General features: G+C 42.1%; 20 protein-coding genes and 1 rRNA gene. 9 read left to right on the forward strand and 12 right to left on the reverse strand.

Translation table 11 applies throughout. From position 1 onward, the window contains the following. Positions 1 to 116: 116 nt before the first annotated feature. The 3 genes from ABMY45_RS20155 to ABMY45_RS20165 all read left to right on the forward strand — a co-directional run bounded on the left by ABMY45_RS20155 (position 117) and on the right by ABMY45_RS20165 (position 2,341). A complete protein-coding gene (locus ABMY45_RS20155; protein ID WP_010605216.1) occupies positions 117 to 632 on the forward strand; it encodes a sigma-70 family RNA polymerase sigma factor in 516 nt (171 codons plus the stop codon). Further along, positions 632 to 1,351, forward strand: coding sequence for a DUF3379 family protein (locus ABMY45_RS20160; RefSeq protein ID WP_010605215.1), 720 nt, complete (start codon positions 632 to 634; stop codon positions 1,349 to 1,351). The genes ABMY45_RS20155 and ABMY45_RS20160 overlap by 1 nt, the downstream gene beginning before the upstream one ends. 144 nt (positions 1,352 to 1,495) lie before the next feature. Then, a complete protein-coding gene (locus ABMY45_RS20165) occupies positions 1,496 to 2,341 on the forward strand; it encodes a Tim44-like domain-containing protein (protein ID WP_010605214.1) in 846 nt (281 codons plus the stop codon). Between the two features lie 26 nt (positions 2,342 to 2,367). On the opposite strand, the gene ABMY45_RS20170 is transcribed toward ABMY45_RS20165, so the two are convergent. Next, positions 2,368 to 3,147 (reverse strand): kinase, encoded by a 780-nt coding sequence (locus tag ABMY45_RS20170; RefSeq protein ID WP_349289417.1) that lies wholly within the window; start codon positions 3,145 to 3,147, stop codon positions 2,368 to 2,370. 172 nt (positions 3,148 to 3,319) lie between these two features. Between ABMY45_RS20170 and ABMY45_RS20175 the strand changes: the two genes are divergently transcribed. Then, positions 3,320 to 3,961: a hypothetical protein gene (locus ABMY45_RS20175; protein WP_349289418.1), complete on the forward strand. Its 642-nt coding sequence runs from the start codon at positions 3,320 to 3,322 to the stop codon at positions 3,959 to 3,961. A 46-nt stretch (positions 3,962 to 4,007) separates the two neighbouring features. On the opposite strand, the gene ABMY45_RS20180 is transcribed toward ABMY45_RS20175, so the two are convergent. From ABMY45_RS20180 to ABMY45_RS20205, 6 genes are all read right to left on the reverse strand, one after another. After that, positions 4,008 to 6,023, reverse strand: a complete 2,016-nt coding sequence (locus ABMY45_RS20180; protein ID WP_349289419.1) for a TonB-dependent receptor — start codon at positions 6,021 to 6,023, stop codon at positions 4,008 to 4,010. Between the two features lie 136 nt (positions 6,024 to 6,159). Continuing rightward, positions 6,160 to 6,420 (reverse strand): hypothetical protein, encoded by a 261-nt coding sequence (locus ABMY45_RS20185; RefSeq protein WP_010379248.1) that lies wholly within the window; start codon positions 6,418 to 6,420, stop codon positions 6,160 to 6,162. Between the two features lie 171 nt (positions 6,421 to 6,591). Continuing rightward, positions 6,592 to 6,843 (reverse strand): hypothetical protein, encoded by a 252-nt coding sequence (locus ABMY45_RS20190; protein WP_206471881.1) that lies wholly within the window; start codon positions 6,841 to 6,843, stop codon positions 6,592 to 6,594. 6 nt (positions 6,844 to 6,849) lie between these two features. After that, positions 6,850 to 7,260 (reverse strand): DUF1761 domain-containing protein, encoded by a 411-nt coding sequence (locus ABMY45_RS20195; protein ID WP_010605209.1) that lies wholly within the window; start codon positions 7,258 to 7,260, stop codon positions 6,850 to 6,852. A gap of 51 nt (positions 7,261 to 7,311) precedes the next feature. Then, complete coding sequence (locus ABMY45_RS20200) at positions 7,312 to 7,827, reverse strand: response regulator (RefSeq protein ID WP_010605208.1); 516 nt, start codon at positions 7,825 to 7,827, stop codon at positions 7,312 to 7,314. Further along, the gene (locus ABMY45_RS20205; RefSeq protein ID WP_349289420.1) at positions 7,808 to 8,992 is read right to left on the reverse strand and encodes an ATP-binding protein; all 1,185 of its coding nucleotides are present in this window, start codon (positions 8,990 to 8,992) and stop codon (positions 7,808 to 7,810) included. Before ABMY45_RS20205 ends, ABMY45_RS20200 begins: the two co-directional genes overlap by 20 nt. 237 nt (positions 8,993 to 9,229) lie before the next feature. Between ABMY45_RS20205 and ABMY45_RS20210 the strand changes: the two genes are divergently transcribed. Together ABMY45_RS20210 and ABMY45_RS20215 are read left to right on the forward strand one after the other, a co-directional pair. Then, positions 9,230 to 10,300, forward strand: a complete 1,071-nt coding sequence (locus tag ABMY45_RS20210) for a ketoacyl-ACP synthase III (protein WP_010605206.1) — start codon at positions 9,230 to 9,232, stop codon at positions 10,298 to 10,300. Between the two features lie 97 nt (positions 10,301 to 10,397). Next, positions 10,398 to 11,870, forward strand: a complete 1,473-nt coding sequence (locus ABMY45_RS20215) for an aminoacyl-histidine dipeptidase (RefSeq protein WP_102057899.1) — start codon at positions 10,398 to 10,400, stop codon at positions 11,868 to 11,870. Between the two features lie 101 nt (positions 11,871 to 11,971). Here ABMY45_RS20215 and ABMY45_RS20220 read toward each other — a convergent pair whose 3' ends face one another. Together ABMY45_RS20220 and ABMY45_RS20225 are read right to left on the reverse strand one after the other, a co-directional pair. Continuing rightward, positions 11,972 to 13,333: a leucyl aminopeptidase family protein gene (locus ABMY45_RS20220; RefSeq protein ID WP_206471879.1), complete on the reverse strand. Its 1,362-nt coding sequence runs from the start codon at positions 13,331 to 13,333 to the stop codon at positions 11,972 to 11,974. Between the two features lie 55 nt (positions 13,334 to 13,388). Then, the gene (locus tag ABMY45_RS20225; protein WP_102057897.1) at positions 13,389 to 13,763 is read right to left on the reverse strand and encodes a hypothetical protein; all 375 of its coding nucleotides are present in this window, start codon (positions 13,761 to 13,763) and stop codon (positions 13,389 to 13,391) included. Positions 13,764 to 14,295: 532 nt separating this feature from the next. Here ABMY45_RS20225 and ABMY45_RS20230 point away from each other — a divergent pair. Both ABMY45_RS20230 and ABMY45_RS20235 read left to right on the forward strand, forming a co-directional pair. Further along, entirely contained in the window at positions 14,296 to 16,887 is a 2,592-nt protein-coding gene (locus ABMY45_RS20230; RefSeq protein WP_029215790.1) for a TonB-dependent receptor, read from the forward strand. Between the two features lie 98 nt (positions 16,888 to 16,985). Further along, positions 16,986 to 18,452, forward strand: coding sequence for a sulfotransferase (locus ABMY45_RS20235; RefSeq protein ID WP_349289423.1), 1,467 nt, complete (start codon positions 16,986 to 16,988; stop codon positions 18,450 to 18,452). On the opposite strand, the gene ABMY45_RS20240 is transcribed toward ABMY45_RS20235, so the two are convergent. Beyond that, positions 18,394 to 19,314 carry an alpha/beta hydrolase gene (locus ABMY45_RS20240; RefSeq protein WP_237117468.1) on the reverse strand — a complete coding sequence of 307 codons (921 nt, stop codon included), beginning with the start codon at positions 19,312 to 19,314 and terminating at the stop codon, positions 18,394 to 18,396. The two genes, ABMY45_RS20235 and ABMY45_RS20240, sit on opposite strands and share 59 nt — an antisense overlap. Positions 19,315 to 19,490: 176 nt before the next feature. Here ABMY45_RS20240 and rlmF point away from each other — a divergent pair, with 176 nt between their 5' ends. After that, on the forward strand, positions 19,491 to 20,348 hold the full coding sequence (rlmF, locus tag ABMY45_RS20245) for a 23S rRNA (adenine(1618)-N(6))-methyltransferase RlmF (protein ID WP_349289421.1): 858 nt from the start codon (positions 19,491 to 19,493) through the stop codon (positions 20,346 to 20,348). 304 nt (positions 20,349 to 20,652) lie between these two features. On the opposite strand, the gene ABMY45_RS20250 is transcribed toward rlmF, so the two are convergent. Further along, positions 20,653 to 21,691, reverse strand: a protein-coding gene (locus ABMY45_RS20250) for an IS630 family transposase (protein ID WP_349289422.1) whose coding sequence is annotated in 2 segments (ribosomal slippage) — positions 20,653 to 21,226 and positions 21,225 to 21,691 — 1,041 coding nt in all. Because the reading frame shifts where the segments join, the coding sequence is not laid out codon by codon here. A 326-nt stretch (positions 21,692 to 22,017) separates the two neighbouring features. Further along, positions 22,018 to 22,131, reverse strand: a 5S ribosomal RNA gene (rrf, locus tag ABMY45_RS20255). Between the last annotated feature and the right edge of the window lie 173 nt (positions 22,132 to 22,304).

The raw sequence follows: 22,304 nt of genomic DNA on the forward strand, positions 1-22,304 counted from the left end.
TGTTAGTAAATAATTAACAGATCAATTATGCTTGGTGTGAGATACACTCCCAGAATCAACTAAAATAAAATGAGTTTTTGTTGAAATAAACCTGCAAAAAGATAGGTCTCATAGATATGGCCAGTAAACAACATCACTACGAGTCACTGGTTCGGATGTACCACAAAGAGCTATATAAGTTCGCTTATTGGTTGTCTGGCGATCCGACAATAGCAGAAGACTTAGTACAAGAAACTTTTTTGCGGGCTTGGCGCGCACTCGATTCATTACAAGATGAGAATGCAGCAAAGCCTTGGTTATTAACTATTTTAAGACGAGAGAATGCACGTCGTTTTGAGCGTAAGCAATTTGACTATGCGGAGGTTGAACAAGATACGCTGGTCGACGATACCAGTTCGGCTTTGGATGATGCAATGGAGCAAACCGTTGTGCAACGACAAATAGCCAACTTAGCACCAGAATATCGTGAACCACTGCTTCTGCAAGTGGTGATGGGATGTTCTGGGGATGAAATCGCCGATATACTTGAGCTGAATAAAAACACGGTGATGACAAGATTATACCGTGCTCGAAACCAGCTGAAAGACGCTTTAACGACTGAATATGAACCAATAAAGGGGGCATCAAACTAATGGATGAACTCGAATTTCGACGCCGCCTCGTTGCTGATCCTCATGATGAAGAGGTCAAAAAACAGGCCGAACAGCAACCTGAGTTGCAAGTGCTGGTTGAAGAAATGCAAGCTTTCGACGATTTCTTGGGTAAATCACTCGATATTGATGTGCCAGAGGGGTTGGCTGACAAGATAATTGCAAAACAAAAGGAGCTTGAAACGGAAGAACAAAAAGTGGTGAAAGCGTCTTGGTTTAGACGCGCTACCGCACCATTTGCGATTGCCGCCAGTGTATTTTTTGCCGCCGTGGTCTTTTACTTTGGCGGTTTTGGACACCCTGTCGATACCGGTGAACATGCGCTTGCTCATGTGTATTACGAAGAAAATGCACTGCAGAAGCAAGAAACAGTGTCACTGCAAACCGTGAATGAGAAACTCGCGATGTTTGGGGGTAAGTTCGACAACTTGCCGGGTAAAGTGGTTTACGCGACATTTTGTAATTTTAAAGGCCAAAAAAGCCTTCACTTGGTTATGCAATCCGAATTTGGTCCACTCACGGTTTTTGTCGTGCCAGCGGGTCAACAAAGTACGATTGACGGCAAAGATAGTTTTGGTGATAGCCGCTTTGAGGGCTTAATTGCCCATGATGGTAAAGCCAACACTATACTGGTGGCAAACCGAGGTGCGCCAATTGAAACCTTCCAATCAGAAGTGACAAGCTCACTACGCTGGTTATAATGCTACCGCCCCACTCTTTGGGGCGGTGTCTCAATATCCTTACTAAACCTCTCAAAATACAAATTTAATTGAGGTACATACCTATTTAAATAGCCATGTTAGTTCTTTACAATGGCGACAGTTATTTTGGTATATAGGAACTTTATGAAACATTTCATTGTGTTACTTTCCCTTGTTTCTTTTTTATTTACAGCCAGTTTTAATGCTGAAGCGAGAAAGAAGTTTGGTAGTAAGAGCTCAGGCAAAACCCAGCAAACGCAAACGACTCAGCAAAAGCAACAAACTGATACACAAGCATTAAATGCAAAATCTACAGCAAAGCCTAAATCGAGTAAAAAAGGCATTATGGCTGGTGTACTCGGCGGATTACTAGCCGGTGGTCTAATTGCCGCGATGCTTGGCGATGATTTTGAAGGATTCCAATTCCTTGAGATGATTCTGCTTGCCGCTGCTGCCTTTTTAATTTTCAAATTGGTTAAGGGCATGCTTGCAAGAAAACAGCAGCCAACTTATGCCGGCGCGCCACCTATGGGTGGCTACAACAATACTCCACCACAGCAATTTCAAAGCCAAGGACCAATTGGCGGTGGTTTTGGCGCAAGTAGCGTGCCTATGAATTTGCCGAGAGATTTTGACATCAATGGCTTTTTACAAGGCGCAAGACAGCATTATCAAACCATCCAAACCGCTTGGAATAACAACGACTTTTCGACGGTTTCTGAATACTTGAGCCCAGAGTTGGTTGAAGAGTTCAAGCGTGAACGAGAGCAACAAGGTGACGTTAACACTGAGGTGATGTTTGTTGACGCTGAGTTAGTTCGTGCAGATACACGTCCTGACGTTTGGGAAGTAAGCATTAAGTTTACTGGAAAATATCGTGATCTCGGCGATATGCAAGAGGAACCTATCCACGAAATATGGCACTTAGAGCGTAAAACGACGGGAGATGCACCTTGGCTAATCGTTGGTGTTGAAGAACTAGCAGCATAACTCATCAACTTTAACAAAAATTACACTCAGCTTGTGTATTCGCCAAGCTGAGTGTTTATTTGCAGCACTTCTCTATTCTCACCCAAACACACTTCAATATCCGCTATTCTTGGCAAGCTTCGAATTCCCCATGCCGATAGGCGTTGAAATGGCTGAATAAATTGTCTAACTTGCTCATCACTCATCCCTTTTCCGTTCGATGCTTTGAGCACATGCTCTTGTTGCAGCCGCCACTGATATACTCTGTCGAAGCTCATTCCATTTAAATAAATGAGACTATCTAATTGTGAAAAAATAGCTTGATACTCTTCACATAAAATTTGATTCACTTTTAAGCGAAACGAACCGTCTTTATCAAACTCTTGCTCAAATTGATTAACGGGAGATGCTAACTCATCGCTAGGCTGCTCCTCCAATCCCATACACCATCCCTCGATAATAAGTACCTGTAAACCCGCATCAACTTTTCGCCATGTTGATTTTGGCAACTTCCTATCTATTGATTTATCGAATACTGGTAAAATTAATGCTGCGCCGCGTTTAAACCTGCTTATAACATCTTGTAATAGTTGCAGATCGTGTGTACCAGGCAAGCCTCTTTGTTGAAACAGCGGATGAAACTTTGAAGCAAGCACTGCCCGCTCTTCTGGGTCTAAATAAAAATCATCAAGAGACACACACTTACAGGTAATGCCAACTCCCCTAAGTTGTTTACAAAGAGAATAGCTGAGTGTTGATTTACCAGAGCCCTGAACGCCAGAAATTCCTACTAATAGAGGGTATGAGAAGCCTCCAGTTGAAAACATCTTGTCTATCCTACTCTTTAACTTATAAGCCAAAGCCATTTCGATCACCACTTTATAAAACCAAAAAATCAAGATACCAAATATTTACCATTAAGAAATAAAAAGATATCTTTTGTATGTAATATAAAAACAATAAGGAAAACGTATAAAAGCAATAATCTATTCAATTTTAATGTGTGTTTCATGCCTCTCAAATGCCATAGAGTATGAACCGGTTAACTGCAGAAGTGAGCAAACAGGTACTAAAAACTTTTATGAAGGTGAAGCTTCGTGCGTAGGTGAATATGCCTATAGCACATGTCCCTATGGAATTGGAAGTTGTCATGTTGTGGATGATAACTTTGTTACAATTCGCAAGTATATACCATTACAAACTTCAAATAGCGCTCAGCTACAAGAATTAGTAGAACAGTGGGTTACCGGAGTTACTGGGGCACGCTTACGAGAAACTCACTTAGTATCTTGTACAGCACATAATGTTCCTTTTTCTCATTCGGAAGCAGTTTATGAAACTGTGTGTGACTATAAACCGTCGGTCGAAATTTGGCATAGTGCAATAGCTGGTAGTGCTAATAAACATGTGTATATCGTTGCCAGAGATAAAGATGGTTCGATTGGTTCTCAGGAGCTTTGGGTTAATGGCGTAAAACAGAGTGGTTCATCCACTGAGCTTGTTGGACAAGATGGAGACTCTTTCGTTGTAATGGCTAAAGTTCGTGATAACGATGGTTATTCATCCTCCTCAACATCGCGAAATATCATCCTCAGATGGAATGGCTACCCTTGTAAAGGAAAATGTCCTGATCCTTTCTAAAAAAACAATTAAACCACCATTAGTTCATAAATGGTGGTTTTAATTATCATCTAAATCCAAAGCGATATTCAAACAGAATCATGATATTTCTGCCCTGTTGTGGCACATGACCATCAATCAATCTTGGATCAAATACAGTGTATTTTTTATCAAAAAGATTTTCAGCTTTCAGTTGAATTTTAGTATTGTTATCCAAATTAAAAGAAATGGTACCGCCAATGAGGTAGTAACTTGACTGCTTGAAATCATCTACAGTTGACTCTGGGGGTGCAAGTATCAATGTTGTGTCTCGCCAAATTGCATTTAAAGTAACTTCTACCGCCTCTCTTTTATGAGTAAAGGCAAGTGCAGCAAACTTTTTAAAACTGCCGTTTAATGGCTCGTCAAATAAATGGGTGTATGCACCTTGTATCCATGTTGAGTCACTCAAATTAAAATTAGCATTAACTTCAATACCCTGCATACTCGTCTCAAAGACATTATCAAATGTAAACTCAGCTTGCTCATCATCAATGGATACAAGATTAATAAAATCTTCTAGTTCATTGTTAAACAGTACCGCGTCAAATTGTTTGGACTCGTCTTGATAATGCCAGACCAGCTCTGTCGTTTTTACATATTCTGAAGTTAAGTTCGAATTACCTGATGTAACGTCATCGTTTGAGTTAAGCTCATTACTGACTGGTGTACGAAAAGACTCTCCATATTGTAGCTTAAAAGTGTTTGCTTCATCGTAGCCGTAAACGAATGCAAGCCTTGGCGATAAATTATCGTCTATGTCTTTCACTTCGTCATATCGTGCTCCTGCAAACATACTAAGTTGCTCGCTAAATCGATACTTAGCTTGAACATAACCCGCATAAGAATCAAAATCCTGACGTAGCGAATAAAATGGCGCGTAGTCAGATATTGTCTGCACACCACCCAAATAGGTATGGTTATAAATAATGATGTCACCAGCAGTTTGGTCATAGTAAGTAGTTCTTACACCTGCTTTACTTTGCTCTTCCTTTGACAACTCAATGCCGAAATTCCATTGTAAATGGTCATTTTGTTTATAACCACCATCTAGGTTATAAGTTAAGTCTCTAGATTGCCAAGCTGGGCCAACTAAAAAGTCACCTCCTTGCGTGATACCTATTTCTGCTGCTGTAACGATGAGCCCTGCACTTTCAATGTTATGCTCAATAAAGCTCAGTTTATGGGTTAACTCGAGTAACTCAGTAATTTGCCACTGATACTCAAATGTTGCCGCATAGTTCTCGCTTTTGTGTTCGTTTTCAGGGGAATAACGGGAAAGATTTAAAAACTCGTCAAGTTGAGTGCGGTTAAACCTTACTTGCCATGTTAACGCTTGATGATTGCCGCCAAACACAGCAAAAAGTGATTCTAACGGGTCTTTTACGGCACCTCCAAAATAGCTATCACCGGTGCGTTTATTAAATGCAATATTAGCGTAGACCTGTGTTTCGTTAGACACTTGCTTTGAAATGTTGATCGCCGCTTGAGCGCTGCCATGCTCACCATAGCCAACAGAAAGCTGATTACTATGTTTTTTGGTAATAATATTCATTACACCAAGAAAGGCATTGCTACCATAAAGCGCGGAGCCCGGGCCTCTAATAAATTCAACTTTATTGATAATTTCAATGGGAATGTACGGGGTGTAGACCGACGCTTTACCGAATGAAGACTCATTCAGCCTTTGCCCGTCAATCATCACTAACACATGTCCAGTATCCAGATACACACCACGGGTATGCTCTTTTGGCACGGCTCCAACCCAATCGCCTCGAGTAGATTGAAAGCCAGGTACAAAATTCATTAAATCATAAACATTGTCGACACCTAGGCTATTGATTTGTTCTGAATTAAAGACAGTAATACTAGAGGGAACCGATGCTCTAGTCTCATCGGTTTTGGTTGCGATAGAGACGTTTACATTCAACAGCTCTTCAAACGACAGCTGATAAAGGTCGGCGTCCATAGCTTCTGGTTCAGCGACTACCGCACAAGGAATTAATAATGGAGTGACTTTAATTAACGCGCTTAAGTTTTTCATATTATACGAGCTCTATGTTCCCACACTTCACTCGTAGTGTTAGATTACTCTAACCTACGTAGCAGCATATGATTAACTTAATAATACTTGCTCCTAGCCACTACGCAAGTTTTTGATTAGCCTTTTCTTTTAGACCCTAAGCAGATGCCAACTTTCTCGCTTTGAAATATTTAAATAAACCAATTAAAGACGCTGCGATCCAAAATAACTCTATCACAAAGCTTGCAAGGTTAAAGTTATAACAAAGGCTAATCAGTAGTAGGATCGCACCACTTAAATTCATCAAGTTATACGTTAAACTATCGGGAGATGCCTTTTCCAGTTGTAGCATAAAGAATGCACCAACGACCAAGAAAGTGCCTGTCATACCGATGATATCGAACATTAAATCGATCATGTTTTTTCCATTTAGCAAGACCCAATAGGCTGGCCCAGTTCCATGGGAAGGGTCATTTTCATTCATTGAAACAGCAAAGCCAAACGGCGAAATAGTAACAAACTGGGAAATTCAAGACAGGACATTTGTCTGATAACAAAAAAAGGTGAGCAATAAGAATTGGAGTAATAACTACTTGAAGGTGACCTTGCCACCAATTATTTTCAGTGCTGGCGCACCTCTCACTAGTGTATCCCGGGCAAACTCTTGCTCACAATTGGGGCAGTTTACTTGGTTGGTGGTAAAGTCCTGCGTGATCCGTTCTTTAAAACATTTAACGAGGCTGCCCTTGCCTCCCTTACGATACTTAAATAGCTGCTGGCGGCATCCAGAACAATAAATATCGACGGTTCTAACAGGGCCTTTTTTATTGGGTTTTGCCATACCGAGTTAGCTCATGATCCTAAGTACAAATGCAATGAGCGTAAACTGTAACACATGATAGCCACCGTTGACTAAAAACAGTTTCATCGGGCGCTGCTCAAATATATAGCTTATTCCTAATGAACAGGCGACGAAAAAAACCCCCACACCAAGCCCAACTCCGGTAGCCGCTAACAAAGAGAGCGATAGATCAAGCATCACAGCCATAAACACAGCGGACAACAAAGATAACAGAAATGCGACGCCAAAAGTCATTTTGGGATCGCTCGTTTGTAAGTCAAGCTCTGTCAACCCACACCCCTCCATCCATGTTTTTTGGAACAGCATAGGCGAATACCAAATACCACCTAACATAAAGGAAGACAAAGCGGCGAGAATAATTGCCCAAAGGTTCAATGCTTCAAATGAGAATATCATCGACTAACTCAGCATATTTCATTTTATTTAATAATGAGTATAAGTGAAAACCTACTTATAAACAGGTTTCTTTTGTAATTTCCTCTGCAGCGTTCTTCGGTGCATATTAAGTTGCCGTGCAGTTTCAGAAATATTACCTTCGTTTGCCTTTAGAACTTGCTGAATATGTTCCCACTCAAGTCGTTCTGGAGACATGACTTCTTCTACGATTTCTTGAGTTTTCTCTCCCAATAGCGTTTGTACTATCAAACTGGTACTTGCTGGCTTAGTTAGGTAGTCATCAGCACCCAATTTTATCGCCTCAACTGCAGTTGCAATGCTAGCATAACCCGTTAATAATACAATGCGAGCGCTTGGATTGAGCTGCTTGATTTGTGTTATGAAGTTTATTGAGTTGGCCTCACCTAGCTTCATATCCAACAATATGTAGTCGAAAGCTTCTCGTTTACAAGCCACCTGCATATCTTCAATTAAAGTGACGTGTTCAACACCAAAGTCTTGTTTTTCCAAGCGCCTCATCAATGTTTGTGCGTAAGGCACGTCATCTTCAACAAGCAGTAACTTCATCACTCACCCTTGGTAGTTTAATCGTACATTTTGTCCCATCGGTAACGTCGCTTTCAATAAGCAGATGTCCACCAAGCCGTTCAATTGTCGCATGACTAAGCAGTACCGCCATGCCAAGCCCAGATTCACTATTCACTACATTGTGCCCCAGCTGCGCTAGCCTTTCTTCTGCTATTCCCTCACCTTTATCAAGAATGGTTATCACATGCTCAGTCGGCTCGGAGGTAAATATCACCTCTATGTCCGTCTGTTTTGCTTGCTCATTTGCTCGCACACCGTTACTAATAAGGTTCAAAATCGAAGGCATCAACATAGGATCATCGCACAGCCCCCCCTGAACATTAGTAATATCGAATCGAAAATGCTGCCGTGGAAATTGTAAATTCGTTAATTCTTTTAACTGCTCTGCAAGATGCTCTGCAGTTATCATTTGTTTAGACGCTGACTTTAAATACTCAGTGAATTCTCTAAAGACATTAAGCTGCTCCTTACATTTCCCAAGAGGTTCCGACATTTCTTGAACACATGGATCTTTTGGATACGACTCCTCCAGCTCTTCGTGTAATAGCGCCAAATGTGCGATTGGCGTGGCGAGTTGATGGGTTGCTTGTGCGGCCGCACTACCTAATGCGATTAATTGCTCTTGCTGTAGCTGCTGCTCTCGTAACATGGCAATTGCCCGCTCTTTTTTTCGATTTTGCTTTACCAATATGCTCACCACGGTAACAACGACTATAATAGTGAAAGTAAAGTTAACTAACATCCCGAGCAAGTGAGTGCTCATGTCCATATGGTGGACATGTTCATGAGACATTTTTATATAAAGATAAAGATAAGCCCCAATCGCCCCAGCCGACACCATCAACATGTTGATAGTTGGAATAGTTACTTCTGCAATAACCGTTGGCAATACCAGCAAGGACACAAACGCATTGGTCGCTCCACCCGTCAGGTCCAACAAAATAGTAAGAAACAAAATGTCCGCCAACAATTGCATTGTCATACCAATAGACGCGGCTTCTTTTGTGTTACGGTAGGCGTAAATACTTAATAGCTGAAATACCGACTCCGCTGCCACCACTCCAACCACTGCAACAAAATCAAATTGTTTACCAAAAACTAGAGCTGCGATAGCGAGCATCACTATTTGAATGATGATTGCCACAGATCGCAACAACAACAGTTGACCCAATGCAGAGCTGGGAGAAAACGCAATTTTCATGAAAATATAAGAAGCTAAGCTAAGATAAAAGAATTATACCTAATCTAGCGAAAATAGGTGTGATCGAACTCAGTTATATCGCCGTTTTACAAGCCACAGCTTCGCTTTTATGGCAATACTGTGAAGGATTTGGTATAAATAAAAAATTGGCCAACTGGTCGGATTAGAATAAGAGACACTATGGTTTATGCAAAAATCACGGGCTGGGGTAAGTGCATTCCACCAGCGAGCATCAGTAATGATGAAATTAGCACCATCGTTGATACCAATGATGAATGGATAAGTACAAGAACAGGTATAAAATCCAGACGCGTTAGTCATGTTAGCACTGCCGAACTTGCAACGGTTGCAAGCCAACACGCTTTGGCATGTGCAGGACTTGAAGGTAAAGACATCGATCTTGTTCTACTTGCAACCTGCACCCCGTCAACTATGGTGGCAAATACAGCTTCTTTAGTACAAAAGAATATTGGAGCCGTGGGTGCTGCAGCATGTGATACCAATGCGGCCTGTTCGGGCTTTTTGTATGCATTACAAAATGCCACCGCACAGATCCAAGCCGGTATGATTAAAAGAGCAGTCATTGTTGCAGCTGAGCGTATGACTTGGTATGTAAACTGGGCAAAGCGCGACAGCGCGGTATTATTTGGCGACGGTGCTGGTGCTGTCGTGCTTGAAGCAAGTGAGGAACCAACCGGCCTATTAGGCACCAAAACTGGCTGTGATAGCACTGACAGAAGTATATTACACATTCCAAACTATGGTACCGATATGGACCGCTGTGCAGGCACCGGACCTTCTGACCTCTCTTTTGAGGGACGTGAAATCTTCAAGCGTGCTGTAAAAGGTATGAGTGAAGCATGTGATGATGTACTCAACCAAGCACAGCTATCACTAGAAGACATTGATGTACTTATCCCGCACCAGGCAAATCTTCGTATCATTCAAGCGATCCAAAATCGTTTGGAAATTTCAGATGATAAAGTCATGGTCAATATCGACAAGTACGGTAATACCTCAGCTGCAACAATTGCAATTGCACTGTGTGAAGCTGTCGAAAGTGGTCTTATTAAGCCACACGCTAATATTATGTCGGCGGCATTTGGCGCTGGATTAACCTGGGCTGCGAGCTATTTAAAATGGGGAGAAAGAACGACCCCAATTGCGATGTCGGATGCACGTTTACCTGATTGCGATAAAACAGGTCTTGAGTTGATTGCACCAGCAGTGGCCGCGAGTCAAGCTCAATAACTAACCTACTCTCCCGAATTAAGGTTAATTGCTCGATCTTGCCCTTGGGTGGGTGGTAATATTGCAATATTATTATCGCTCATCCAAGGAGTTTATTGTGCTCAAAGCGCATACCGAGATCAGTCAATTAGAACCACAAGCAATTTGGAAGTTTTTTGACCAAATTTGTGCCATTCCCCACCCTTCAAAACACGAAGAAGCGCTAGCAAGCTTTATTGTTGACTGGGCTAAAAGCAAAAATTTAGACGTACGTCGTGATAACACTGGTAATGTGTTCATCAAAAAAGCTGCAACAAGTGGCATGGAAAATCGTAAGCCTGTTGTACTACAAGCACACATTGATATGGTGCCACAAAAGAATGACGATACAGCACACGACTTCGTTACCGATCCAATCAAGCCATATGTTGATAATGATTGGGTAACTGCAACTGGCACTACATTAGGTGCAGACAATGGTATCGGCATGGCATCATGTTTGGCCGTATTAGACGCTGACGATATCAAACACGGTCCACTTGAGGTGTTACTAACCGTTGATGAAGAAGCAGGCATGAGCGGCGCGTTTGGTTTGCAATCTGGCTGGTTAGAAGGAGAAATTCTGCTCAACACCGATTCAGAGCAAGAAGGCGAAATCTATATGGGTTGCGCAGGTGGTGTAGATGCATCCTTAACTCTACAACTCGTGCGAGAAGCGTTACCTAAACACCATCAAATCTTTGAGCTGTCTCTAAAAGGCTTACGCGGCGGACACTCTGGCGTCGACATTCACACTGGTCGTGCAAACGCTAATAAATTGCTCGCAAGATTCTTAAAGCATCATATCGCAGACTTTGATCTAAGACTTATCGAGATCAGAGGCGGCTCCCTACGCAATGCAATTCCGCGCGAAGCATACGCTGTCATTAGTTTTGATGAAACGCAAATAAGCGAGTTCCAGGCGCTGATTGAAGCTTATGAAACCATCATTAAGCAAGAATTATGTGCCATAGAAACCGGGATCACATTTGCGCTCAGCACCTCAAAAAGTACCACGTTGCCAATGAGCCAAGCTTCTGAAAGCAAAGTATTAGCGCTTCTCAATGCTTGCCCTAATGGTGTTGTACGCATGAGCGACGATATTCCAGGTGTTGTTGAAACCTCACTTAATATGGGTGTAATTTCTACTACAGATAACAGTTTAGAAGTCCTATGTTTGATCCGTTCATTAATTGATTCTGGTCGCAGTGATGTCGAGGGTATGTTGCGTTCACTGGCTGAGCTGACACAAGCAGACATTGAATTTAGTGGTGCTTACCCAGGCTGGAAACCTGATCCAAGCTCAGAAGTATTAGCTATTTTCCGTGATATGTATGAATCAATCTACGGTGAAAAGCCACATATTATGGTTATTCATGCTGGTCTTGAATGTGGTTTGTTCAAAGAACCTTACCCGAACATGGATATGATTTCTTTTGGTCCAACCATCAAATTTCCACACTCTCCCGAGGAAAAAGTAGAAATTTCAAGCGTTGGCCTATATTGGCAGCAAATGAAAGGGATCTTAGAAAACATTCCTGAAAAGCAGTAAAACTAATCTAAAATTAATTATACCAATTCGGTTATTAGACAAACTAAAAGCCCAGCTTACGTAGCTGGGTTTTTCATAGATTTCAGGCTCTGTGATTGTGATTAGCTGAACTTTTTCTCAAGATAACTAAACATGGTTCTAAGACCCAATGCTTCACCACCAACAGGTCTACCCGGTAACGCTCTCACGTTCCAAGCCATCACATCAAAATGTAGCCAAGGTGTCGTGGCTGGCTCAACAAATTCTTTTAGATACAGTGCAGCTGTTATTGAACCACCAAACGGCGTCGAACCACAGTTAGCAATATCGGCGATATCGCTCTTGAACAGCGCCTTATACTGATCAAACAAAGGCAGTTGCCAAATAGGATCCGAATTACCCAGACCAATTTCCATTAGCTCAGAAGCAATCGCTTGATCTGTAGAATAAAAACCAGGCAGTTCAGTGCCAAGTGCAACGCGACACGCACCAGTCAAGGTTGCAAAATCTATCAATAGCTCAGGCGCTTCTGTTTGCGCTTCTGCCAATGCGTCACATAAAACCAAGCGTCCTTCGGCATCGGTATTGTCAATTTCAACCGTAATACCTTTACGTGTTTTGATCACATCACCTGGCCTAAAGGCATTGCGAGAAACCGCATTTTCTACCGCTGGGATAAGTACGCGTAATCTTACAGGCAGTTTTGCCGCCATAATCATATTGGCCAACGCGATAACATGAGCCGCTCCGCCCATGTCTTTTTTCATATTACGCATTCCAGACGCAGGTTTTAAGTCCAGACCACCAGAGTCAAAACATACGCCTTTACCAACTAACGTAAGTTTTGCGTGGTTTTCATTACCCCAACGTAAGTCAAGCAAACGCGGAGCATTGTCACTCGCACGGCCCACCATGTGGATTGTTGGGTAGTTTTGCTCTAATAACTCATCACCAATGATTTGTTCAAATGATGCGCCATATTGCTCGGCAAGTTCTTCCATTACTTCAGCCATGTGCTGAGGCATCATATCGGCAGCCGGTGTGTTTACTAGATCTCTTGCAAGATTAATAGACTCGACAGCCGCTTTTACTTTGGCATATATATCAGCATCTTCGATAGCAAGCTTTGCGACAATCGCTGGTAATTCTTTATAAGCAGAAAATTGATACGCCCCCAGTAAAAACGCAATAGCGTGGCTCTCAACTTGCTCAGAAGCGATATCAATAAAATAAGTACCTTTTGGTAACTGCTTTGCAAGATCGCCCAATAGCCAAAAATCATCGTCTTCAGCAATAACAATAACTCGCTCTACTTCTCCAGAATCAGCATTCGGAATAAGAATATTTTTTTGCGATTGAAGTTGTGCGGTTTTTACGAAAAGCTGTGTCGTACTTGACTGCTGCGCTTGCCATGACGCTAATTCTGCAGCAGAGAAGATAGAAATGGGTGTACCCTTCGCAGAGTGAACGAGTAGGTTGTTCATGTAGGCCTCAAATTTATTATGTTCGTACTTAGATTACCAAGGCTAAAAAGAAAATTCACTGTTCCTCGGTTTTTGTTGGCTTTTTTTTCAAGTTGAATGAGCTAGGCAAAACATCCACGCCCACTAATTGACCGACCTTTACGATTATCGGAATGGTAATGGGGGCAAAAGGTAAAACGGCAAACACACCCAATCCTAATCCTTTGAGAATATCCACAAGTTGGGCGTTTGCTGTTTTTAGCTCAGCCTTATGCGCTCGCCCCAAAGTATATCGCTTGTATATCTCAAGCATTTCTTTCGTTTCTTGTTTCTCTTGTTCCAGTGCGCATTTGAGCGCAATCATTGCTCTGCGCAATCTTATTTGCTGTCTGCGTTTACTGATCCGAGCAACGCGCATCGGTGCTTTATGGACAACTTTGATCAGTTTCATTAATAAACTCAAAGATAGTGTTGTCCAGAGTCTATCAAAATTTTTAGCACTTTAGCTATTAGCCATTGGTACAAATTAGCTATTCTAACGAGTAAAGTTATACGTAAAGTGTGCAAAACAACGAACTAGAACAAAATCAACCTCAATTACCACACAAAACTGTACAATAATCACTCACACAAAGACTAGCACCTAGCATTGCTCAATTAATCTACAAAAACTGAATAATGAAATTTCCGTAATCTCGCTAAACTTTGTAACAACAAATTATAAGCAACAGGGTGTTTCTCTTCAAAACTAGTTAAACCGTCCAAAAGTTCATCTTCAACAATAACTTATCATTCAACCTTTGCAATTCTTCTTAGCCTAAACAAAAAGTTATTAAGAAAGTTGCAGTTTCAGAAATCACTGCTAATTTTAAAAAAGCGCTTGCCAACACATAGCAAATTAAATTATATGTGTATTAAAGGTAAAAATATTATAAATGGCCTTTTTTATTGGTATGACAACAACAATCAACTGGGGAAACAGGATGAAACTAAAAAGTAACACGGTGCGCCGTGCAATTCGCTTCGCGCTCGCTTCAGCAGCAACAACCTCACTTCTTACTACCACCGCAATGGCTGAAGAAGCCAACCAAGCAAAAGCAGATGAAAAAATTGAAAAAATCGCGGTAGTTGGCTCCCGGGCTGCTCCTCGCTCTGTAGGCGAGTCACCAGTACCAATTGACATCATCGGTGCTGAAGATATGTCGAAAGCTGCGGGCTCTGACATGCTGGAATTACTGAAAGGATCTGTACCATCTTTGAACGTACATGCAAACCCAATCAGTGATGCAGCGACTCTAGTAAGGCCAGCTAACTTACGCGGATTGCCTGCGGACAGTACGCTGATTTTGTTAAATGGTAAGCGTCGCCACCGTTCATCGGTTATTGCTTTTTTAGGTGGCGGTATTAACGACGGTGCTCAAGGTCCTGATATTTCAGTGATCCCTAGTATCGCGCTCAAACAGGTGGAGGTACTTCGCGACGGTGCTGCCGCGCAGTACGGTTCAGATGCAATCGCGGGTGTAATGAACTTTGTACTTAAAGACGCTAGCGAAGGGGGCTCGTTCTCTATTCGTCAAGGTGAATACTACGAAGGTGACGGCGACACGACGGTTATCGAAGGTAACGTAGGTTTGCCATTTACGGATGATGGATTTGCTAACTTAAGCTTTCAGTACAAAGAAGCGGATGCGACTAGCCGCAGTGTTCAGCGTCCTGATGCAGCAGCTTACATTGGTGCCGGAGTTGAAGGAGTTGGTGACCCAGCGCAGATCTGGGGTGCGCCAGAAATTAAAGATGATATAAGTATCTTCGGTAATGTTGGCGTAGATGTCACTGACAATGCTCGATTCTATATGTTTGGCAACTACTCCGAGCGAGACGTTAAAGGCGGATTCTATTATCGAAATCCACAAACCCGTCCTGGTGTATACTCTAACGACGGTGGTGAAACGCTGTTAGTGGGAGACTTAGATGGTGTAGGTGTGGGTATCGAATGTCCGGTAGTTAACTTGACGGATAAAAATGTAGCGAACATCCCAGCGTATCAATTAATTGCTGCTGATACCGAGTTAGGTAGAAACTGTTTTGCCTTTAATGAAATTTTACCTGGAGGTTTCACGCCGAACTTTGGTGGTAACATCACTGATACCTCTCTAACTATCGGCGTTGAAGGTGAGTTTAAAGACGGCTTTTTGGAGGGGGGTTACTGGGACTTAAGTGGCTCGGTTGGTCGTAACGAATCACGTTACTTCATCACTAACACGGTAAACGCTTCACTTGGCGCAGATACGCCTATGGACTTCAGCCCAGGTAAATACATCCAACTGGAAAAGAATTTTAACTTTGACGTGTCAAAAGGCTATGACTTTGACCTAGCTTACGATGTAAACGTTGCAGCAGGTCTTGAGTGGCATGAAGAAACATTTGAAGTACTTTCAGGTGATGAAGCATCATTTATTGCAGGGCCACTGACTGAGCAAGGCTTTGGGATAGGTTCAAATGGTTTCCCAGGCTTCAAACCTTCTGCAGCAGGAGAATACACTCGTCGTAACTATGCTGCTTATGTGGATATCGAGACCCCATTTACTGAAGAGTTTATGATGGGATGGGCGCTTCGTTACGAAGATTACGATTCATTTGGTTCGACTACAAACTTTAAGATCACGGGTCAATATCATGTTACCGAAGACTTCTCGGTTCGTGGTTCAATCAGTACCGGTTTCCGCGCGCCAACGGTAGGTCAAGCTAACGTGTCTAACGTGCAGACAAACTTAAGCAGTGGTGTATTGGTAGATTCAGCACTATTACCACCAACAAACCCTGTTTCAGAGCAGCTTGGTGGTACTGAATTGACTCCTGAAGAGTCAGAAAGTTACACACTAGGTGCGGTATATCGCTCTGGCGACTTATTTATTACGTTAGATTACTACAACATTGAAGTAACTGACCGTCTAAGCCAGTCTGAAAAAATCGTTTTAAGTGATGCTGACAAAGCAGCCCTTAAAGCGGCGGGTGTTCCTAACGTTGATAACTTAGCGCAGGTGAGCTTCTTCACTAACGACTTCGATACCACGACTCAAGGTATCGACTTAGTTGGTAACTATTCTATGGATATGCTGGGTGGTTATGCAACATTCAGTGCCGCATACAACTGGAATGAAACCGAAGTAGACCGCTTCTCTGCTATCACAGGTGACTTCAAGGTATCTCGTTTAGAAAACGACTTACCGAAGCACAGAGGCACATTAACTTGGGCTCAGCAATGGGATAACTTCTCAGGTTTTGTTCGTATGAACTACTTTGGCGAATACCAAGGCGTTCACGTCGATTATGATGCAACAGCAAAAACAGCGGACGCGACAATCACATTTGATGCAGAGCTTACCTACTTTGCAACAGATTCGATCAGTCTATCTGTTGGTGCAAATAATATCTTTGACCAAGATGCTGAAGAACTAGACTTCTTTGACGCTACAGGTATCCCAAATAACAACTGGGGTGGCAAATACTATGAAACTTCACCATACGGTATTAATGGTGGTTTCTACTATGTGAAAGCAACCTATACGTTCTAACTTTTACTGTAACCCAGAAACAAAGGCGAACTAGCATTAGCTATTTCGCCTTTTTATTTTTATCCTATATAACAAAGCAGTTAATTTTGAATACAAACATGTTGTTATTAAAGCGAGCCAACGAATTATTAGCCGAAAACAAGCTTAGAGAAGCTGAGTTTATGTACAAGTCTGTACTAAAACAGTCACCTAACAACGGTCCAGCTCTATTTGGTCTAGGCCGCATTTGCATGCGTTTAGAGCAGTATGATAACGCAATCTACTATTTAAAAAGAGCCTGCGAACATTTACCAAAAATGCTTGAGCCGCTCTTCGCATTGGCCGATGCATTTTTAGCCGTAGGTTCACCGGTTGACGCAAAAACCGTACTTGAATACACCTTAAGCGTGGCAAAACATAATGCCCAAGCCCATTACCAACTCGGTCAATTTTATCTGGACTATGGCTTTATTGAACAAGCCAAAAATGTCTTTAAAGCGGGGTTAGATTGTCCTCATAGTACAGTGACTGCCTTTATGCTGTACGAACTGGTACAAATGTCCTCAGCCAAAGAATTACCTACATATTTAGCAATTTTAGAAAAATTGGAAAATGAGTTTGAAGCACCGAGACTAAAAGCCGTGGTCCACTATGCTCTAGCTAAGTGTCATGAACAATTAGGTAACTTTAATGCAGCCCAAGATAACTATGCTTTAGCGAATGATACACAGCTGCTGATGAGCGAGTTTCGTACTGTAGACATGCTGCCATTTTTTGAATCAATCAAAAAGTATTGTGGCAAAGCGTTTTTTGATAAACCTAGTGATAAGGTTAAGACAACATTTACCCCTGTTTTTATTGTTGGTTTGCCAAGAACTGGCTCGACTCTCCTAGAACAAATGCTAGTGCAACATTCACATGTTGGTACACTAGGCGAGAATACCGTGATCAGCGATAAAATTGTCCCTTACCTCAGTAAACGCAATAATGCAGAGTTCCCAGGTTGTTTAGACCAACTAAGTAACTCTATGTTAGATCATTGCCGCATACTCTATGTCGACGAGATAAAGCGACATCGATTGCCGGAAGAAGTGGTGATCAATAAACTTCCAGCTAATTTTCAAAATCTGGGCTTAATCCACAAGCTCTTCCCTGAGGCGCGAATTATACATTTAACTCGCAACCTCAATGCAACAGCCTGGTCGGTCTACAGTAATCATTTCGCCGAAAGCGAGCCCTACTTTTGCTCTTTAAGTGAATTTGCCTTGTATGCGCAAGCGCAAAGCGACTTGATGTCACATTTTAACCAATTTATGAAAAGAGATATTTTTACGCTCAGTTACGAACAACTTATTGCAGAGCCTGAAAAGTCCCTTAAACAATGCTTGAGCTTTTTATATCAAAAATACGAACCTGAATGCTTGGAGTTTCACAAATCTAAAAAGCCGGTGCATACCCTAAGTAAGGCGCAGGTCAGAAAGCCAATCAGTACGCAGCCACTGGAAAAGTGGCAGCGCTATGAAGCATTTATTGAGAAGATGATTGCTCAACCACAAAGCGATCAAACCACGCCAGCAAATCTTTAAACTGATCATCACGTGCATGTTTATGGGTTAACATGTCTATGTGCCCATAATTGTGCCGATGGCCGTGCTTTTTTCCATAAATTCTGAGTTCTTGTATCCCCTTTCCAGATTCACGAATAAACGCTTGAATATCGACAGGTTGTGCCAGTGCTTTATCTTTAACGCCAGCAATGTGCAAGATTGGAGGCAACGTCATGTCTTGTAATACCGCGGCATAATTAAAACCGTCATCCGAGTCAACCCATGGGTGCTTCTGTGCCCAGTCAGCGCTTTGTGCATGTGACTTTAAAGACTCATCATCACTTCCCCAACCAAGTCTCTTCGCAGGTAAGTACCCATGCTTTTTCGAATAATAGTGCGCAACGTTAAACCATATCAGGTTTGCTTTAAGTAATTTGCTCGGGTGATTGTTATGTAAACTACGCTTAGAGCCAAAATAAACACATGCTTTAACATGCTGAATTTCTTCAGGAAAGCGTGCAAAAACACTATTCATCAATACTCCTCCCCAAGAATGCGCAATCCAATATTGTGCTCTAGATCCGGTATATCGTTCGATAAAATTCAGCATTTCAGGGATTTCGTGCAAGATTGATTCAGTTTGACCATAATCCGCTTCAGCGTCGATTTTAGGTATGCTCTCTCCTCGCCCACGAAGATCACCAACAAAACAGCGATAGCCGTGTTCAGCTAAAAAAGGCGCTAGCCCTTTATTACTTTCAGTATAAAAAATTTTGCCATTTTCAACCGCACCATGCATAAAAAACACAGCGGGGCCGCTACTATCCGGTTTTGCTATATATCTGAGGTGGAGTTTATGTCCATCTGCTATATCTACTAATAGTGATTTTTGCTCTATCATTTCTTTGTTTTTATTCTTTTAACACTAACCTCATCGTACCAGTTGACTGATTGATAAGTAAACTCTTAAACGAAGCAAATAAAAGGGTTGATATGCCTCTAAGATAAAGCCAGTATTCAAGACTTAAGCGTTCGATTAAAAGTGTTATAATCCTTTTTATTTATTCGAAGAATCCTGTGCACCCAAGAAACAAGCATAATTCAGGCTATGATCTAGACAAGCTTATAGCGATTGAACCCGCTTTAAAGAATTTTACTTACAACCGAGCTGATGGCATAAAAAGCATCGACTTCACTAATCCAGATGCCGTAAAACTGTTAAATAAAGCATTGCTTAAATCAGACTACGATATACAAGTTTGGGATATCCCCGCACAATTTTTATGCCCGCCGGTTCCAGGCAGAGCAGACTATATCCATGCGTTGAAAGATCTGTTAGATGAAAGTAACTTGCCAGATAAGGTGCAAGGCGTAGATATTGGCACTGGTGCCAATTTGATCTATCCCATCTTGGGATCAAGAGAATATAACTGGCGCTTTGTGGCCTCTGACATCAATCCTCTTGCTGTGAAGTGTGCCAAAACCATCGCAGAACTAAATAAGTTGCCGGTAAAAGTGATGCAACAAAAGCAGCCTAATCACTTTTTTAAAACAATAATAAAAGCAAACCAGTTTTATCATTTTTCAATGTGTAACCCGCCCTTCCATTCCAGTGAAGCAGATGCAAACAAGGGCACGCAAAGAAAGTGGAAAAACCTTAACCGAGCACCACAAGCCTCGCTAAATTTTGGCGGCCAAGCTCAAGAGTTATGGTGTGAAGGGGGAGAAAAGCGTTTTATACTGGATATGATCTCTGAGAGTGTCACTTTCAAAGAGCAAGTTTATTGGTTTACTTCCCTTATCTCTAATAAAGACAACGTCAAACCACTTAAACAGCAACTTAAACAGTTCGCTGCAGAGCAAGTAAAAGTGATCGAGATGGAGCAAGGTAATAAGACAAGCCGTTTTATCGCCTGGAGTTTTTTCACACCCTAGCAATGTATATGGTGGGCTCGAGCTCACCTCGCGTGACTCTCTATACCCCACCGTTGCATTGCTACAACGGGTTTTGATGTACATGGTTTTTTGCCGGAACTTCATTACAACCCATCGGCGGGTGAACCACCTCCTACCATGTTGCACTGTGCCTATACTGTGATAGGAGCGAGTTTACCTCGCGAGGTTTTTAAATCACACATAGCAAAAAACCCGTCGCATCTCTGCAACGGGTTTTGATGTACATGGATGTTCGAAAGTTCATGGATGAACGCTTTTCATCAACCTCTTATACCAATCCATCTTAACTTTTTCCCACCTCTATCCAGTCACGTTGACACATTTTAACCACTCGTTTTGTACATGATACAAAGTCATTCCAAGCCTCACTACAACTCTCAACAATATCTTCATAACCTTTGAAACAACGATTCGCTAAATGATGCTGACGCAGCCAACTCCATACTTGCTCTATTGGGTTTAGCTCTGGTGAATAAGGAGGGAGTTTGATAATGGAGACATTATCAATATCAGTTATCAGTGATCCCTGGTGCCATCCTGCACCGTCCATTAACACAACAGCATGCCGTCCAGATGCTGTCTTCTCAGATATTTGTTGCAAGTGCTGTTTCATAACACTCATATTTACCCATGGTGTGATGAGTGCTTCAGTCTGCCCCGTGCTTGGGCAAACAGCGCCAAATAGATAAGCATAATCAAACTGTTGTTGTTTGACTGCTTTAGGCCGAGTTCCCTTTTTTGCCCAAAGGCGTGTCGTGGTGTTTTGCTGACCAAATCTGGCCTCGTCTTGAAACCAGATATCCACGTCATTCAGGTTGATAAATAGCGGGATCGTTTTGATCAATTCCGTTTGCAGTTTTTTTAAAGTCCTGCTGAACTTGTTCGGACTGTTTCGGGTGGCGAGAGCGGCTAGTTATCCAGCTAAAGCCTAATTTTTCCAATAATTTATAAATCGCATTAGGGTGGTAAGAGACGTTAAATTCATCTTCAATGTATTGTTTTATACGATACCCCGTCAGTCTACCACCGTTGTCATTTTGACTGTATTTTTCAATATACTGGCAAAGTTGTTTCTGCTGCGCATCGTTTAGATAACAACGTTTACCGATAGGTTTTTTAGCGTCAAGGCCAGTGAGCCCCTCATTAAGGTAGCGCTTTACCCACTCATTTACCATTCTTCTGCTGACATTCAGCATGGCAGCAATTTGCGTTTTATTGTGGTTATCACGGTAGTGCGCGACCGCTAAATAACGGATCTTTTTACGCGCGTCTTTTTCTGATTTAGCTAACTTGAAAAGTTCGGCAGAAGTATGAGTATTCAAAGTTTATTTGTCAGTTGGAAAATAAATACAATTAGATCACAAATCATTACGGAATGGTATTATTTGGCCCTAGCTCGCTACGAAGTAGGATGTTCTCATTTTTTAAATAGAGAGTCACATGGGTGATCCACACTATCATTGACCGGGGCCGACCCTTTGGCTGTTTTGTTTCACTTCTGAGTTTGGGTGACGAGAAACCGAAGCACCGCTTCGCAGTTCGAGGAAGCGAGCGCAAGGACGCGCGAAGGGGAGATGCTATATGGAAGTACTTTACCCCAAACAGCAAAAAACCCGTCGCATTGCTGCAACGGGTTTCTCTTATTTGGCCCTGGCGATGTTCTACTTTCACATGGGTGATCCACACTATCATCGACGCTGTTTTGTTTCACTTCTGAGTTCGGCATGGGGTCAGGTGGGTCCAAAACGCTATAGTCACCAGGAAATTCTGTTCATCAATGAAGTCTCCTTCATCAATGTAAATCTGGAAAAAGCGATTAAATTCTTTGTCTACTTTAGTCTATTAACTTCTGTCGCTTATAAACCACTTTGGCGTTGTATGGTTAAGCCTCTCGGGTAATTAGTACGAGTTAGCTTAATGCCTCACAGCACTTCC

This window comes from Pseudoalteromonas sp. XMcav11-Q (assembly GCF_040104525.1).
In the GTDB taxonomy this organism is placed as follows: Bacteria; Pseudomonadota; Gammaproteobacteria; order Enterobacterales; family Alteromonadaceae; genus Pseudoalteromonas.